The sequence below is a fragment of the Streptomyces pratensis genome (assembly GCF_037137275.1).
GTDB classification, from domain to species: Bacteria; Actinomycetota; Actinomycetes; order Streptomycetales; family Streptomycetaceae; genus Streptomyces; species Streptomyces pratensis_B.
The window spans coordinates 123517-138519 of record NZ_JBBBEN010000097.1 but is presented as its reverse complement, the minus strand read 5'-3'; the positions used below and the strand labels follow the sequence as shown (position 1 = coordinate 138519).

Below are 15003 nucleotides of genomic sequence, written 5' to 3'. Positions count from 1 at the left end.
CGCGCTCAGTTCGCCAGGCCGGCGGCCAGCAGGTCCACGAAGCCGACGTCTTCCTTCGCCACCCCGAAGACCTCGGCCCGCTGGAGCGTGCGCTCCGCCCAGGCCCGGTGGGGCTTCACTTCGTTCATCTTGTTCGTGTAGACGGAGCGCAGCACTCCGCCGCCCTCGCGCTCGGGCCGCAGGATGTCCTGGGCGTCGGTGTACTCCTCGTGGCTGACCACGGACAGCGCGTGGACGGGCGCGACGTGCGAGGGGTGGATGCACGTCTTGCCGAGCAGCCCGTTGGCGCGGTCCAGCTCGATCTCGCGCAGCAGGCCGTCCAGGTCGTGCTCGATGAGGGCGGTGCGCAGCTCCTCCGCCCGGCCCTCCAGGAAGGGGCTGCGGCGCAGCTGGGGCTTGAACATGCGGACCTGCCGGCGGAAGTACTCCCAGACCGGTCCGGTGATCGTGAAGCCGGTGCCGTCCGCCCGGCCCAGCACGTTGACCACGTCGGCGATCACGGAGCCGACGATCTGGACGTCGTACGCCGTCATGTCGGGCGATCGGCGCAGCCCGTAGGCCGAGCAGAAGTCCGTGACACCGAGACGCAGGGCGAGCACCCGGTCCCGGTACTTGTCGACACTGCGGGCGATGCCCTGGAGGATCTCGCGGCGTGTCTCCAGGTGGAGCAGCTCCGGCGATTCGAGGACCGGCATGGCGAAGAGCCGCTGTCCGCAGGCGGCCTCGGCCTCGGTGAGGGCTTCCATGAAGAGTGAGCCACGCTCTTCGGTGAACTTGGGAAGTACGAAACCGGACAACATGCGGACCGAGTCGCCGAGACGGTCCACGAGGTCGGTGATCTGGGCCGGCTCACGGACCCGGATGAAGAGCAGCGGCACGTCGTCGTCCGTCGTGCCCGGCGCGCTCGCCGGGTCGGGGCCGGTGGGCCCCGGCGGCGTCCCGCGGGCGGCGAGGGCGGCGAACTGCCTGATCAGGTTGGCCTCCGCGCCGACCACCTCGGCGTCGTCGATCGAGTCCTCCAGGCACAGCACCATGGAGACGACGCCGCGCCCGGCCTGCTTCAGGACGTCCTCGGCCAGGTTCGGACGGGTGGCCGGGGAGTAGAGGGTGGCTCCGAGGGCCACCGAGAGCACCTGCGCCGAAGACCGTGCGCTGAAGGTGCAGGGCTCCCGCAGGAACAGGCTCTCCCGGGTGGCGGGCGAGATATGCCCGAAGTGACGCATGTTTTTCCCCCGAACTGCCTGACCGGTCGGACAACGTATGGCCGGTAATAGTACGTACGAACGGGTATCAACAGTTCCCGATACACATGAACTTCCGGTTACCCGCCCCTGGCCGGGTTACCTCACGCGGTATCGTCCCGCCTCGCGCGGGCACGGTCGTGACGCCCCCCGCGTTGTCCGCACGGGCCCCCAGCAGGCAGGATGACGGGCATGACGCACACGATGCTGAAGGGCTCGAACGTCCCTGTCGAGGCCGCGGCCGTCCGGGCCGTGCTGCGCTGGACCCCGGGCGCCGGGGTCCCCGACGTGGACGCGTCCGCCCTGCTCCTCGGTGCGTCGGGGCGTGTGCGGTCCGACGAGGACTTCGTCTTCTACAACCAGCCCCGGCATCCCTCGGGTCTGGTGCGGCGGCTGCCGAAGCGCGGCGTCCAGGAGTGGCTGACGGACACGGTCGAGGCGGATCTCGGCGCGCTCGACGCGTCGGTGGACCAGGTGGTCATCGCCGCCTCCTCGGACGGCGCGGCCTTCGAGCAGGTGCCGGACCTGCGGGTGCTGCTGTTCGACGCCGCGTTCGACGAGGGCGAGCCGCTGGCCGTGTTCGACGTGCGGCCGGAGACCGGCGAGGAGACCGCGATCATCTGCGGGGAGCTGTACCGCCGCGGTGAGCGGTGGAAGTTCCGTGCGGTGGGCCAGGGCTACCCCACCGGGCTGATCGGTCTGGCCACCGCCTTCGGGATCTCGGTCGAGGAGCCGGAGGCGGAGGACGAGGACGCCGCGGAGCCGGGCGCCTCGCCCGAGCACCGGGCCCCCACGCCCGCGCAGGACCCGCCCGCGTACGGCGCCCCGGCTCGGCCCTCGCCGATCCCTTCGCCTGCCCCTTCGGCGGCCGTGCCTCCGGTGCCGGAGGCGCCGCCGCAGTACGCGCCCCTCCACGCGGCGGGCCCCGACTCCCAGGCCACGGTCCAGCACCGGCAGCCCTCCTACGGCTATCCGCCGCCCGCCGGGCCACCGCCCGCGCCCGCGGCGGGCCACCAGGGGCCGTACGGCTATCCGCAGCCTGCCGCCGCGCCGCCCTCCTACGGCTATCCCCAGCCCGCGGCGGCTGCCGCCTACGCACCCGACCCGCATTTCGCGCTGCCTCCGCAAGGCCCGCAGTTCATCCGGTCCTGAGGCCCCGGCCGGGCCGTGGCGTCAGAGGCCCGGCCGGACAACGCCGGGGCGGAGGGCGTCGGCCGACTCAGGTCCGGGTCTTGTAGCCGCGGCCCCACTGCATGCCGTAGCCGTACAGCCGGTCCAGCTCCGACTGGAAGCCGTAGACGAACTTCACCTCACGGCGCACGATCAGCTCGCCCTTGATGTTCTCCATGGTGAACACCGCGCACGAGCGGGCCTGCGGGGCCCGCTCGTCCAGTTCGATCTCGACCCGCGGCCCGTTGCCCGGATACAGCGTGACCTTGGCGTGGGTGCGGTCGAAGGCGGGCGTCTGGTCGTAGATGTAGACGAAGAAGAGCATCCGCTTGATCTGGTCGCGCTGGTCGAGGTTGACGTAGACCGTCTCCCCCGAGGGCGCCCCGAACCGGTCGTCGCCGCTCAGCCGGACGTAGGGCGGGCCGTTGAGGTCGCCCAGCAGGCTGCCCAGCGGCTGCACGACTCCCCTGGTGCCGTCTGTCAGCTCGTACATGCAGCCGAGGTCCAGGTCGACGTTGACGACGCCCTGGGTGTGCGCCTGGACCACCTCGGGCTGGAAGAACGTGAGGGGGTGGCGCAGTCGGCCGCTCCGGGAGGGACGGCCCTCGAAGTCCGAGGTGCGCATCCGCCAGGACAGGTTGACCCGGAGGTTGCCCGACAGGGCTCCCTGTTTGCTGAGCGACACCGTGGCGTTGCGTTTGGTCAGCGTGATCGCGCTCGTCATCGCGTCGCCCGAGTCGAACTGCGCCGCGCGCCCCGGCCACAGGCCGTCGAAGAAACCCATTCCAACCCCCACCTGTCTCGCGACCCGCACATCACCGCGGGGCGGCCACCGGGCCGGGTCCGGGAGAGTCCCGGAGAGCCGTCGCCGTGTGGGCCGCCCCGCAGAGAGCGTTCCTCATTCCTTGCCGCGTCACACCCTTGAGGGGACCTCGGCCTTGCTGTCCGGTGCGCCGCCGTCGCCGTTCGCCGCGAGGGTCTTGTTGCGGCGGAGCGAGGACCAGAACGACCAGCCGATCAGGAACACGCCGACGAGACCGGTGATGATCTCGTTGATCTCGTACCGGATGGTGACCAGCAGGATCACGGAGAGGGCGCCGATCGCGTAGTGCGCGCCGTGCTCCAGGTAGACGTAGTCGTCCAGCGTGCCCTGGCGGACCAGGTAGACGGTGAGCGAACGGACGTACATGGCGCCGATGCCGAGACCCAGAGCCATCAGCACGATCTCGTTGGTGATGGCGAACGCGCCGATCACCCCGTCGAAGGAGAACGAGGCGTCGAGGACTTCCAGGTAGAGGAAGAGGAAGAACGCGGCCTTGCCCGCGAGGGCGACCCCGGTGACGGGCCTGCCCTCCTTCTTGGCCGCTTCCTCGGCCTCGTGCTCGCGCTCCTCCTCCTCTTCGAGCTTGCCCTCGAAGAATCCGGAGAGCCCGCCGACGACGAGATAGGTGATCAGACCGGCGATGCCGGAGAGCATGACGGTCGACGCCTTGTCCACGTGCCCGCCACCGTGCTGGTGGGCCTGGGTGGCGAAGGTCATGGCGGTGATCATCAGGATGATCAGCGCGACGCAGACCGACAGCATGTCGACCTTGCCGAGCTTGGCGAGCGGACGCTCGATCCACCGCAGCCACTGGATGTCCCGCTCCTCGAAAACGAAGTCGAGGAAGATCATCAACAGGAACATGCCACCGAAGGCGGCGATCGACGGATGGGCGTCCGTGACCAGTTCCTTGTAGCGGTCGGGGTCGTTGAAGGACAGGTCGATGGCCTCGATGGGCCCGAGCTGGGCGCTCACGGCCACGATCACGACGGGGAACACCAGCCGCATGCCGAAGACGGCGATGAGAATGCCGATGGTGAGGAAGATCTTCTGCCAGAAGGCATTCATCTTCTTCAGGATTCCGGCGTTGATCACCGCGTTGTCGAAGGACAGCGAGATCTCCAGGATCGACAGGATCGCGACGATGCCGAAGGCCTGCCACCCCCCGTAGAGAACCGCCGCGACCAGGCCGAGCGCGGTGACCGCGAACGACCAGCCGAAGGTTTTCAGAACCACTGGCTACCCCATTGTGTTATGTAAGGTCTCCCCCGGTGTGTACGGGGCCCCCGCGCCGTGCGCGGCGCTATGAAACGTTGACGCCGAAGTCTAGAGCGATGCCCCGCAGGCCCGACGCGTACCCCTGGCCCACTGCACGGAACTTCCACTCGCCCTTGTAGCGGTAGAGCTCGCCGAAGATCATCGCGGTCTCCGTGGAGGCGTCCTCGCTGAGGTCGTAGCGGGCCAGCTCCTGGCCGTCGGCCTGGTTGACCACGCGGATGAAGGCGTTGCTGACCTGGCCGAACGCCTGGCCGCGGTTCTCCGCCTCGTGGATCGAGACCGGGAAGATGATCTTGTCGCAGTGTGCGGGCACCTGGTCGAGGCGGACGATGACCGACTCGTCGTCCCCGTCGCCCTCGCCGGTGAGGTTGTCGCCGGTGTGCTCCACCGAGCCGTCGGGGCTCGTGAGGTTGTTGTAGAAGACGAACCACTCGTCACCGAGCACCCGGCCCGACTGGCACAGCAGGGCGCTGGCGTCGAGGTCGAAGGGGGCTCCGGTGGTGGAGCGCGCGTCCCAGCCGAGTCCGACCAGCACCTGGGTGAGGTCGGGTGCGGCCTTGGAGAGGGAGACGTTGCCTCCCTTGGCGAGCGTGACGCCCATGTGTGTCCTCCCCGAGTCGTGTAAAAGCCGCCGGGCGCTTGCGGCGCCCGCGCTCGGGCGTCGAAAGCGCCCGGTTGAGCGCGTCCGGCGCCGCGCGGGACGCGACGCCGGACGTGGTGGTGCGTGAGCGCGGTGCGCTCGGTCCTGCTGCGGGTCAGACGTTGACGCCGAAGTCCTGCGCGATGCCGCGCAGACCCGAGGCGTAACCCTGGCCGATGGCGCGGAACTTCCACTCGGCGCCGTTGCGGTAGAGCTCGCCGAAGACCATGGCGGTCTCCGTCGAGGCGTCCTCGCTCAGGTCGTAGCGGGCCAGCTCGGCGTTGTCGGCCTGGTTGACCACGCGGATGTACGCGTTGCGGACCTGGCCGAAGCTCTGCTGGCGGCTCTCGGCCTCGTAGATCGAGACGGGGAAGACGATCTTGTCGACGTCGGCGGGGACGCCGGCGAGGTTCACCTTGATGACCTCGTCGTCGCCCTCTCCCTCGCCGGTGAGGTTGTCCCCGGTGTGCTCGACGGAGCCGTCGGGGCTCTTCAGGTTGTTGAAGAAGACGAAATTGCCGTCGCTCCCGACCTTGCCCTCGGCGTTCGTCAGCAGCGCGCTGGCGTCGAGGTCGAAGTCACCGCCGGTGGTGGTACGGGCGTCCCATCCCAGACCGACGATGACCGCGGTCAGGTTGGGCGCGGCCTTGGTCAGCGAGACGTTGCCGCCCTTGCTGAGGCTGACTCCCACGAGTCCTCCCATAGTTTCTCAGGGGCCGGCAGACACCAGCGTCCCCGTCGTTCGTTGGCATCGGATCAACGATTCGATCCTAGTGACCGGTTCCCGGTCAAAACAGGCTTTTGGCCGGGCGTCGCCAGGAGGTGGCGGCAATCGGCCCGATCGGCGCCCGGGCGGGGCGCGATCCGGTCTCAGAGTGCTTCGAGCGCCCTGACGTAGTCCTTCAGGTCCCGGGCGTCGGGGAGCCCGTTCACGACGCTCCAGCGGACGACGCCCGCCTTGTCGATGACGAAGGTGCCGCGCACCGCACAGCCCTTGTCCTCGTCGAGGACGCCGTAGGCACGCGAGGCCTCGCCGTGCGGCCAGAAGTCGGAGAGCAGCGGGTACTCCAGCCCCTCCTGCTCGGCGAAGACGCGCAGGGTGTGGATGGAGTCGTTGGAGACGGCGAGCAGCTGGGTGTCGTCGTTCTCGAAGCGGGGCAGCTCGTCGCGGAGCGCGCACAGCTCGCCCGTGCAGACACCGGTGAAGGCGAACGGGTAGAACACGAGCACCACGTTCTTCTCACCGCGGAACCGCGAGAGCCGCACGGTCCGGCCGTGGTTGTCCTTGAGTGCGAAATCCGGGGCCTCTGTGCCGACCTCGACCGTCATGGAACACGCATCCCTTCGCCGCTTGTGCGCACCCCGGACTGGGGCCGCCCGGGTGACACCACCCTACGCAGGGCGCGCCGTCCCGCCGAAGAGGGCCCGTGCGCAGCCGCCCGCGGGCGTGCGGAGGCCCCCGGAGGCGCTGGTGCGTCGCCGGGGGCCCCGGGTGGTGCGAGAGTGGTTCAGCGCTTGGCCTTGGCCCCCTTGGGGGTGACCAGACGGCTGCCCGTCCAGTCCTTGCCCGCGCTGATGCTCTTGGTCTGGGCGAGACCGGCTGTCTGGGCAGCCTCGTTGATGTCGCTCGGTTCGACGTATCCGTCACGGCCGGTCTTCGGCGTCATCAGCCAGACCGTACCGCCGTCCTCGATCAGACCAATGGCATCCACCAGCGCGTCCGTAAGGTCGCCGTCCTCGTCCCGGAACCAGAGCAGGACGACGTCGGCGACGTCGTCGTAGTCCTCGTCGACGAGTTCCTGGCCGGTAGTGGCCTCAATGCCCTCACGGAGCTCCAGCTCGACGTCGTCGTCGTAGCCGATCTCCTGGACCACCTGTCCGGGTTCGAACCCCAGGCGTGATGCCGGGTTGGTCCGCTCCTCCGCGTGGTCCGCGGTCGCGCTCACGGGTTGCCTCCTGATCATGTCTTCGGAAAATGCTGCCCTCGCGCGTACGCGGGGCGTTGGCCGTAGTCCACACGGGCTCGGCGAATCGCGCAAGTACCCAGCGTGTGAGACCGCCTAAACAGTGACGTTCCCTGCCACGTCACCGCAAATCCCGGCATGTCTCTCCGAGGCCCCACCAGGGTCGCCCCTGGATCACCCCGTTCGTTTACGTCCTTCCTCAGCTTATGCCGTTTCGCTCCGGCAATCGGCGTCGAACAGCGTTTGGGAACGCTTGGACGCCTTGGGCGTAAGGTTGCGGTTTGCCCGTACCCAGCCATGCACTGCCCCTACACGTGCCCCGCGGAGGAGTTTCGGAACCCCAGGGGTTACTCCACGGTAGAGATGACGTCTCGGTCCCCGCGGTAGCACGATGGAGACGGCGCACACAGAGTTGTCCCGGGGGTACGTTCCCCATAACAGACCCCGTAGAGCACCACCGAACAGCGAAGGAACAGTGTGGCTTCCGCTTCCGATCGCAACCCGATCATCATTGGCGGCCTTCCGAGTCAGGTCCCGGATTTCGATCCCGAAGAGACCCGGGAATGGCTCGACTCCCTCGACGCCGCCGTCGACGAGCGCGGCCGCGATCGCGCCCGCTACCTGATGCTCCGGCTCATCGAGCGCGCGCGGGAGAAGCGCGTCGCCGTGCCGGAGATGCGCAGCACGGACTATGTGAACACCATCGCCACGAAGGACGAGCCGTTCTTCCCCGGCGACGAGGAGATCGAGCGCAAGGTCCTGAACGCCACCCGCTGGAACGCCGCCGTGATGGTGTCGCGCGCGCAGCGTCCGGGGATCGGCGTCGGCGGTCACATCGCCACCTTCGCGTCCTCCGCCTCGCTGTACGACGTGGGCTTCAACCACTTCTTCCGGGGCAAGGACCAGGGCGACGGCGGCGACCAGATCTTCTTCCAGGGGCACGCCTCCCCGGGGATCTACGCCCGCGCCTTCCTGCTGGACCGGCTGAGCGAGGCGCAGCTCGACGGTTTCCGCCAGGAGAAGTCGAAGGCGCCCGACGGCCTGTCCAGCTACCCGCACCCGCGGCTGATGCCGGACTTCTGGGAGTTCCCGACCGTCTCGATGGGCCTCGGCCCGCTCGGCGCGATCTACCAGGCCCGGATGAACCGCTACATGGAGGCGCGCGGCATCGCCGACACCTCCAAGTCCCACGTCTGGGCCTATCTGGGCGACGGCGAGATGGACGAGCCTGAGTCGCTGGGCCAGCTGTCCATCGCCGCCCGCGAGGGCCTGGACAACCTGACCTTCGTCGTCAACTGCAACCTCCAGCGGCTCGACGGCCCGGTACGCGGCAACGGCAAGATCATCCAGGAGCTGGAGTCGCAGTTCCGCGGGGCCGGCTGGAACGTCATCAAGCTGGTCTGGGACCGCTCCTGGGACCCGCTGCTGGCCCAGGACCGCACGGGCATCCTGGTCAACAAGCTGAACACCACGCCGGACGGCCAGTTCCAGACGTACGCCACCGAGACCGGCGGTTACATCCGCGAGCACTTCTTCGGCGACGACCCGCGACTGCGGGACATGGTCAAGGACATGACGGACCAGCAGATCCTGCACCTGGGTCGCGGCGGCCACGACCACCGCAAGGTCTACGCGGCCTACGCGGCGGCCAAGGCGCACAAGGGCCAGCCGACCGTGATCCTCGCGCAGACGGTCAAGGGCTGGACGCTGGGGCCGAACTTCGAGGGCCGCAACGCGACCCACCAGATGAAGAAGCTCACGGTCGAGGACCTCAAGCGCTTCCGGGACCGGCTGCACATCCCGATCACCGACAAGCAGCTGGACGAGGGCTACCCGCCCTACTACCACCCGGGCCGCGACTCGGAGGAGATCCAGTACATGCACGACCGCCGCCAGGGTCTGGGCGGTTACGTCCCGACCCGGGTGGTGCGGGCGAAGCCGCTGCCTCTGCCCGAGGAGAAGACGTACGCGGCGGCGAAGAAGGGCTCGGGACAGCAGTCGATCGCCACCACCATGGCCTTCGTCCGTATTCTGAAGGACCTCATGCGGGACAAGGAGATCGGCAAGCGGTTCGTGCTGATCGCGCCCGATGAGTACCGCACCTTCGGCATGGACGCCTTCTTCCCGAGTGCGAAGATCTACAATCCGCTCGGCCAGCAGTACGAGGCGGTCGACCGGGAGCTGCTCCTCGCGTACAAGGAGTCCCCGACCGGGCAGATGCTGCACGACGGCATCTCGGAGGCGGGGTGCACGGCCTCGCTGATCGCCGCCGGCTCCGCATACGCGACGCACGGCGAGCCGCTGATCCCGGTGTACGTCTTCTACTCGATGTTCGGGTTCCAGCGCACCGGCGACCAGTTCTGGCAGATGGCCGACCAGCTGGCGCGCGGCTTCGTGCTGGGCGCGACCGCCGGGCGCACGACGCTGACGGGTGAGGGCCTCCAGCACGCGGACGGCCACTCCCAGCTCCTCGCCTCGACGAACCCGGCCTGTGTCGCGTACGACCCGGCCTACGGTTTCGAGATCGCGCACATCGTCAAGGACGGCCTGCGCCGGATGTACGGCGGGGCTCCCGAGGAGAACGAGGACGTCTTCTACTACCTCACCGTCTACAACGAGCCGATCCAGCACCCGGCGGAGCCTGCGGACGTGGACGTCGAGGGCATCCTCAAGGGCGTCCACCGCTTCAGCGCCGGTGAGAAGGGCGAGATCCCGGCCCAGATCATGGCGTCGGGCGTGGCGGTCCCCTGGGCCCTGGAGGCGCAGAAGATCCTCGCGGAGGAGTGGAACGTCAAGGCGGACGTCTGGTCGGCGACCTCCTGGAACGAGCTGCGCCGCGAGGCGGTGGAGGTCGAGCGCCACAACCTCCTGCACCCGGAGGAGGAGCAGCGTGTCCCGTACGTGACGCGGAAGCTCGAAGCGGCCGAGGGCCCGTTCGTCGCGGTCTCGGACTGGATGCGTTCGGTGCCGGACCAGATCGCGCGCTGGGTGCCGGGCGCCTACCAGTCGCTGGGCGCGGACGGCTTCGGCTTCGCGGACACCCGCGGTGCGGCCCGCCGGTTCTTCCACATCGACGCGCAGTCGATCGTGCTGGCGGTCCTCACCGAGCTGGCCAAGGAGGGCAAGGTCGACCGGTCGGCGCTGAAGAAGGCGGTGGACCGCTACGAGCTCCTGGACGTGGCCGCGGCCGACCCGGGCCCGGCGGGCGGCGACGCCTGACAGTCAGCGCGCGGTACGCCGTACGCGGTAGGCAGGCACCACCGGTCGGTCCGGAGGGCGGCGGGGCCACAGAGCCTCGCCGCCCTCCGGCGTGTCCGGAACGCGGACGAGCGTCCGACGGTGCGCGGCCGACGTCCGGGGCCCAGGCGCTGCGACCGGCCGGCGTCCGGGGCCCGAGCCTTCCGGACCGGCCCGCTTCGGGGTCCCGAGCCCTCCGGACCTACCGGCTTCCGGGTCCGGTCGCTCCGGGCCGCCGCTCACTCCGCCCCTCCCCCGGCCCGCTCAGTTCTCCCAGATCTTGAAGGCCCGTACCTGGTACGGCGAGTGCGGCACCCAGGTCCCGCCACCCGGGTAGGTCTCGAACTCGCCGGTCTCCGCGCATTCGGCGGACTGGTAGGTGGTGACGGGGCGGCCCGTGCGGTTGGCGAGGGACTGGGCGGTGCCGCCGCGGGGCAGCGGGACGCAGCTCTCGATGTCGAGAGCGGCCAGTTCGTGGGTCTGCCGGGCGCCGGTGAAGTCGGGTTTCTTCCAGAGGCAGAGGCCGCCTGCCTCGCAGCTGCCCAGCCGGAGTTCCGAGGCGGTCTCGGGCGCGGCTGCCGCCCGGTCGTGGGTCAGGGCCTGGGGAACGAGTGCGGCGACGGCCAGAGCGGCCGCGAGAACGGTCGTACGCATGATGGATCAACCCCCGTGAGTGGTGCTTCTTCTCCCGTCCACCCTGATCCGCCCGGCGCCGCTTGCGGAAGGGGGCCGGGGGCCGCGCCACCCGGATAGGTCACAGCCCCGCCGAAAGGATTCGGCGGGGCTGTGACCTGCACGGCGTTGACGCCTGACGCGCGCCCGGGGGAGGAGCCCTCCCCCACTCGGGGGAGGCGGCGCCAGGTCAGATGTGACCGACCCCGGCGCCCGCCTCCGCGTTGGCTCCGCGCTTGGTGAGCGTGGCTACCAGGGCCGCGACGACGGCGACGCACCCCGCGACGGTGAACGCCAGGCCCATGCCGGACATGAACGTGTCGTGGATGACTCCGCCGATGCGGTCGACGACGTCGGGCGTCATGCCGGGGGCCTGGGAGAGCGCCTCCGTCGGGACCATGCCGAACTCGGCGGCCTCCTCCAGGGCCGGGTCGGGCTCGCCGGGCAGGCCGGCGCCCGCCCAGTTGCCGGCGAAGTCGGAGCTGACCTTGGAGGACATGACCGCGCCGAGCACGGCGGTGCCCAGCGCCCCGCCGACCTGCATCGCGGCCTGCTGGAGGCCGCCGGCCACGCCGGAGAGCTCCATCGGGGCGTTGCCGACGATGACCTCGGTCGCGCCGACCATGACCGGGGCCAGGCCGCAGCCGAGCAGCGCGAACCACAGGGACATCGTGAAGGCGCCGGTACTGTCGCTGAGCGTGGTCATGCCGAACATCGCGGTGGCCGTGCACACCATGCCGCCGACCAGCGGGACGCGAGGGCCGAACTTGGTGATCAGCGCACCGGCGACCGGTGAGGAGACGATCATCATGGCCGTCAGCGGCAGCAGGTGCAGACCGCTGTCGACCGGGCTCAGACCGTGGACGCCCTGGAGGAAGAACGTCACGAAGAAGAGGCCGCCCATGAAGGCGAAGGCCATCAGCACCATGAGGACGGCCCCGGCCGTCAGCGGGACGGAGCGGAACATCCCCAGCGGGACGAGCGGCTCCCTGACCCTGGTCTGCCAGAGACCGAAGCCGAGGAAGAGCAGGACCGCGGCGCCGAGCCAGGACCAGGTGCGGCCGTCGCCCCAGCCCCAGGACTCACCGGCCTTGATGATGCCCCAGATCAGGGAGAACATCGCGCCGGAGAGCATCGCGATGCCGAGGAGGTCGAAGGACCGCGGCGCGTTGGCGGCACGGTGGTCCTTGAGGATGACCAGGCCGAAGACGAGCGCGATGACGCCGACCGGCACGTTGATGAAGAAGACCGACTGCCAGCTGACGTGCTCGACCAGCAGTCCGCCGACGATCGGGCCGCCCGCGGTGGACGCCCCGATGACCATGCCCCAGATACCGATCGCCATGTTCAGCTTCTCGGCGGGGAAGGTGGCCCGCAGCAGGCCGAGGGCGGCCGGCATCAGCAGGGCTCCGAAGAGCCCCTGGAGCACGCGGAAGAGGACGACCAGGCCGATCTCGCTGGAGAGACCGATCGCGGCGGAGGAGAGCGCGAAGCCCGCGATGCCGATCAGGAAGGTCTGGCGGTGCCCGAAGCGGTCGCCGAGCTTGCCCGCGGTGATCAGGGCGACGGCGAGGGCGAGGAGGTAGCCGTTGGTGATCCACTGGACGTCGGCGAGTGTGGCGCCGAGGTCCCGCTGGATCGCCGGGTTCGCGATGGCGACGATCGTGCCGTCGAGCGCCACCATCATCACACCGAGGGCGACGGCGAAGAGGGTCAGCCAGGGGTGGCCGCGAAGCCCCTTGGCCGGAGCGGACACGGCGTTGTCTTCGGGCTCCCGCGGCGCCTTCTCGACGGTGATCTGACTAGTCATACGTGGAGACTAATGACAGCTGCTGACAGTTGACAAACCAATTCACAAGTCAGTAACTGTCACGTGGCTCACAGGTAAGCTGAGCTGGACAAATGAGCAGAAAGAGGGACCGGATACGTGACCGAAGGGCAGACAGTCGAGCCCCGCGCCGGACTGCGCGAGCGCAAGAAGCAGCGCACCCGCGACGCCCTGCTGCGCGCCGCCCTCGAACTGTTCACCACCCAGGGGTACGAACGGACCACGGTCGACGAGATCGTCGACGCCGTGGAGGTCTCCCAGCGCACCTTCTTCCGCTATTTCGCCAACAAGGAGGAGGCCGCCTTCGCCGTCCAGGCGACGGTCGAGTCCCGCTTCCTCTCCGAGCTGAGCCGGCGCCCGGCGGCGGAGGCGCCCTTCGACGCGATGCGCCGGGCGGTGCTGTGCGCCTGGAACAGCATCGGCGAGGCGATCGAGGAGGTCATCACCGTCGATCTCCATCTGCGCACCTACCGGATGATCGAGTCGACCCCCGCCCTGCTCGCCGCGCACATGCGGCGCGGGGTCGACATGGAGGAGCAGATCGCCCGGCTGATCGCCGAACGCGAAGGGCTCGACGTGGACGGCGACCCCCGCCCGCGCGTGGCCGTCGCCGCGTTCTCCGGGGTGATGCGGGTGGCCGGGCAGCTGTGGGGACGGGGGCAGGACCCGGGCCTCCAGGCCCTGCGCGACCTGACAGAGGCCCACCTGGACCAGCTCGAACCGGCGCTCGCCCACGCCTGGCGGCAGCACTGAGGGCTGCCTCCGGCGCAGCCAGGACGCGGCGGTGAGCTGCGTAGAACACCGCGGCCGAATCCCCCGCAGGCGGGTGATGTGGCTCACCCGGAACCCGGCGGTGCTCTCGGGTCTCCTAGGGTGTGGCGCAGTGAATTCCTTCGACTCCTCCCCCGCCTCGGCCGCTTGGCGTGCGCTGCTCGCCGTCGCGGTGGTGTTCGTGATGGTGGCGACCACCGGCTGGAGCGCCGTCCGCCCTGCCCGCTCCGACGAGCCACGCGAGCTCGCGCTCGCCGCCTGGGCGCGGGAGAGGACGGCGGGCCGGCTCCTGCCGGACGCCGACGCGCCCGCCCCCCTGCTGGCCCGCTTCTTCGCCACGCTCACCTCCGGGCAGCGGTTCGCCCTCGCGGGCGAGCACCCGTCGGTGGTGGGAAACCTGAACGGCGCTCCGGTCACCCTCCGCTACCACGCCAACCGGCTGGCTCTGCGGCAGGCGGCGGCCGCGGAGGAGCGACGGGCGCGCGACGGGAGACTCACGACGGCCGGCCGGGGCGAGGCGTCGCGCCGGCTGGGCCGCTTCCGGTCGATGCTGGGGCCCGAGCGCCAGATCCTGGCCTTCGACCCGACCGGCAGGGGCCGGGCCGCCGAGGTCTTCGGAGATCTCGACCGGGCCGCACGGGTGTCCGTGATCGTCCCGGGCGTGGACACCCATCTGCTGACCCTGGAGCGCACCCGGCGCGCCGGCTCGGCTCCCGTCGGCATGGCGAAGTCCCTGTACGGGGCGGAGCGCTCCGCCTCCCCCGGCACCCGTACCGCGGTCATCGCCTGGGCCGACTACACCGCTCCGGCCGGTCTCGGCATGGACGCGGCGCTGGGCGGGCTCGCGGAGGACGGCGCGGCACGGCTGAACGCGATGGTCGGCACGCTCCCCGGCGACTCGGCCGTCTCGCTGTTCTGCCACAGCTACGGTTCCGTGGTCTGCGGGGTCGCCGCGGACGACGCCCCCGGCCGGGTGGCCGACATCGCGGTCGCGGGCAGCCCCGGCATGCGGGCCGCGAGCGCACGGCAGCTGGACACCGGCGCCCGGATCTGGGCGATGCGGGGCGGGGACGACTGGATCGGGGACGTACCGCACCTGGAGTTCGGCGGCATCGGCCACGGGGCCGACCCGGTCGACCCGGACTTCGGTGCGCGGATCGTCTCCGCGGCGGGAGCCGCCGGGCACAGCGGCTACTTCGCACCGGGCACCGAGAGCCTGGCCAACCTCGCCGCGATCGGCGTCGGCGCGTACGCATCGGTCCGCTGCGCCGACGCCGAAGGCACGTGCCGCAGTGATATTTCCGGGGAGGCGGGCGACCGACGCGCGTAGAGCACCGGACCGGACGGTTTGACGAGTAATTACTCCGAGGGGGGACGTG

The 15003-nt window shown here is 70.0% G+C and carries 13 protein-coding genes; 4 read left to right on the top strand and 9 right to left on the bottom strand.

Annotated elements, in window-relative coordinates; genetic code table 11:
* Positions 1 to 5 precede the first annotated feature (5 nt).
* Entirely contained in the window at positions 6 to 1223 is a 1218-nt protein-coding gene (locus V9U70_RS22915; RefSeq protein ID WP_336678079.1) for an HpcH/HpaI aldolase/citrate lyase family protein, read from the bottom strand.
* Positions 1224 to 1433: 210 nt separating this feature from the next.
* Here V9U70_RS22915 and V9U70_RS22910 point away from each other — a divergent pair, with 210 nt between their 5' ends.
* Positions 1434 to 2393, top strand: a complete 960-nt coding sequence (locus V9U70_RS22910; protein WP_336678077.1) for a TerD family protein — start codon at positions 1434 to 1436, stop codon at positions 2391 to 2393.
* Between the two features lie 67 nt (positions 2394 to 2460).
* On the opposite strand, the gene V9U70_RS22905 is transcribed toward V9U70_RS22910, so the two are convergent.
* The 6 genes from V9U70_RS22905 to V9U70_RS22880 all read right to left on the bottom strand — a co-directional run bounded on the left by V9U70_RS22905 (position 2461) and on the right by V9U70_RS22880 (position 7098).
* A complete protein-coding gene (locus V9U70_RS22905; protein WP_336678075.1) occupies positions 2461 to 3195 on the bottom strand; it encodes a TerD family protein in 735 nt (244 codons plus the stop codon).
* 129 nt (positions 3196 to 3324) lie between these two features.
* Positions 3325 to 4470 carry a DUF475 domain-containing protein gene (locus tag V9U70_RS22900; protein ID WP_336678073.1) on the bottom strand — a complete coding sequence of 382 codons (1146 nt, stop codon included), beginning with the start codon at positions 4468 to 4470 and terminating at the stop codon, positions 3325 to 3327.
* A 67-nt stretch (positions 4471 to 4537) separates the two neighbouring features.
* Positions 4538 to 5113 (bottom strand): TerD family protein, encoded by a 576-nt coding sequence (locus V9U70_RS22895; protein WP_336678071.1) that lies wholly within the window; start codon positions 5111 to 5113, stop codon positions 4538 to 4540.
* A 154-nt stretch (positions 5114 to 5267) separates the two neighbouring features.
* Positions 5268 to 5843 carry a TerD family protein gene (locus tag V9U70_RS22890; protein ID WP_336678070.1) on the bottom strand — a complete coding sequence of 192 codons (576 nt, stop codon included), beginning with the start codon at positions 5841 to 5843 and terminating at the stop codon, positions 5268 to 5270.
* Positions 5844 to 6022: 179 nt separating this feature from the next.
* On the bottom strand, positions 6023 to 6481 hold the full coding sequence (locus V9U70_RS22885; protein WP_336678068.1) for a peroxiredoxin: 459 nt from the start codon (positions 6479 to 6481) through the stop codon (positions 6023 to 6025).
* Positions 6482 to 6660: 179 nt separating this feature from the next.
* Positions 6661 to 7098: a DUF3052 domain-containing protein gene (locus V9U70_RS22880; protein WP_336678067.1), complete on the bottom strand. Its 438-nt coding sequence runs from the start codon at positions 7096 to 7098 to the stop codon at positions 6661 to 6663.
* A 495-nt stretch (positions 7099 to 7593) separates the two neighbouring features.
* On the opposite strand from V9U70_RS22880, the gene aceE reads away from it, so the two are divergent.
* Entirely contained in the window at positions 7594 to 10335 is a 2742-nt protein-coding gene (aceE, locus tag V9U70_RS22875) for a pyruvate dehydrogenase (acetyl-transferring), homodimeric type (RefSeq protein WP_336678065.1), read from the top strand.
* A gap of 282 nt (positions 10336 to 10617) precedes the next feature.
* Here the strand turns inward: aceE and V9U70_RS22870 are convergent, their stop codons facing one another.
* Both V9U70_RS22870 and V9U70_RS22865 read right to left on the bottom strand, forming a co-directional pair.
* Positions 10618 to 11007: a peptidase inhibitor family I36 protein gene (locus V9U70_RS22870; protein ID WP_336678063.1), complete on the bottom strand. Its 390-nt coding sequence runs from the start codon at positions 11005 to 11007 to the stop codon at positions 10618 to 10620.
* A 208-nt stretch (positions 11008 to 11215) separates the two neighbouring features.
* The gene (locus V9U70_RS22865) at positions 11216 to 12712 is read right to left on the bottom strand and encodes an MFS transporter (protein WP_419724015.1); all 1497 of its coding nucleotides are present in this window, start codon (positions 12710 to 12712) and stop codon (positions 11216 to 11218) included.
* A 240-nt stretch (positions 12713 to 12952) separates the two neighbouring features.
* Between V9U70_RS22865 and V9U70_RS22860 the strand changes: the two genes are divergently transcribed.
* Both V9U70_RS22860 and V9U70_RS22855 read left to right on the top strand, forming a co-directional pair.
* The gene (locus V9U70_RS22860; protein WP_336678059.1) at positions 12953 to 13606 is read left to right on the top strand and encodes a TetR family transcriptional regulator; all 654 of its coding nucleotides are present in this window, start codon (positions 12953 to 12955) and stop codon (positions 13604 to 13606) included.
* 130 nt (positions 13607 to 13736) lie between these two features.
* Positions 13737 to 14954, top strand: coding sequence for an alpha/beta hydrolase (locus tag V9U70_RS22855; protein WP_336678057.1), 1218 nt, complete (start codon positions 13737 to 13739; stop codon positions 14952 to 14954).
* Positions 14955 to 15003 lie beyond the last annotated feature (49 nt).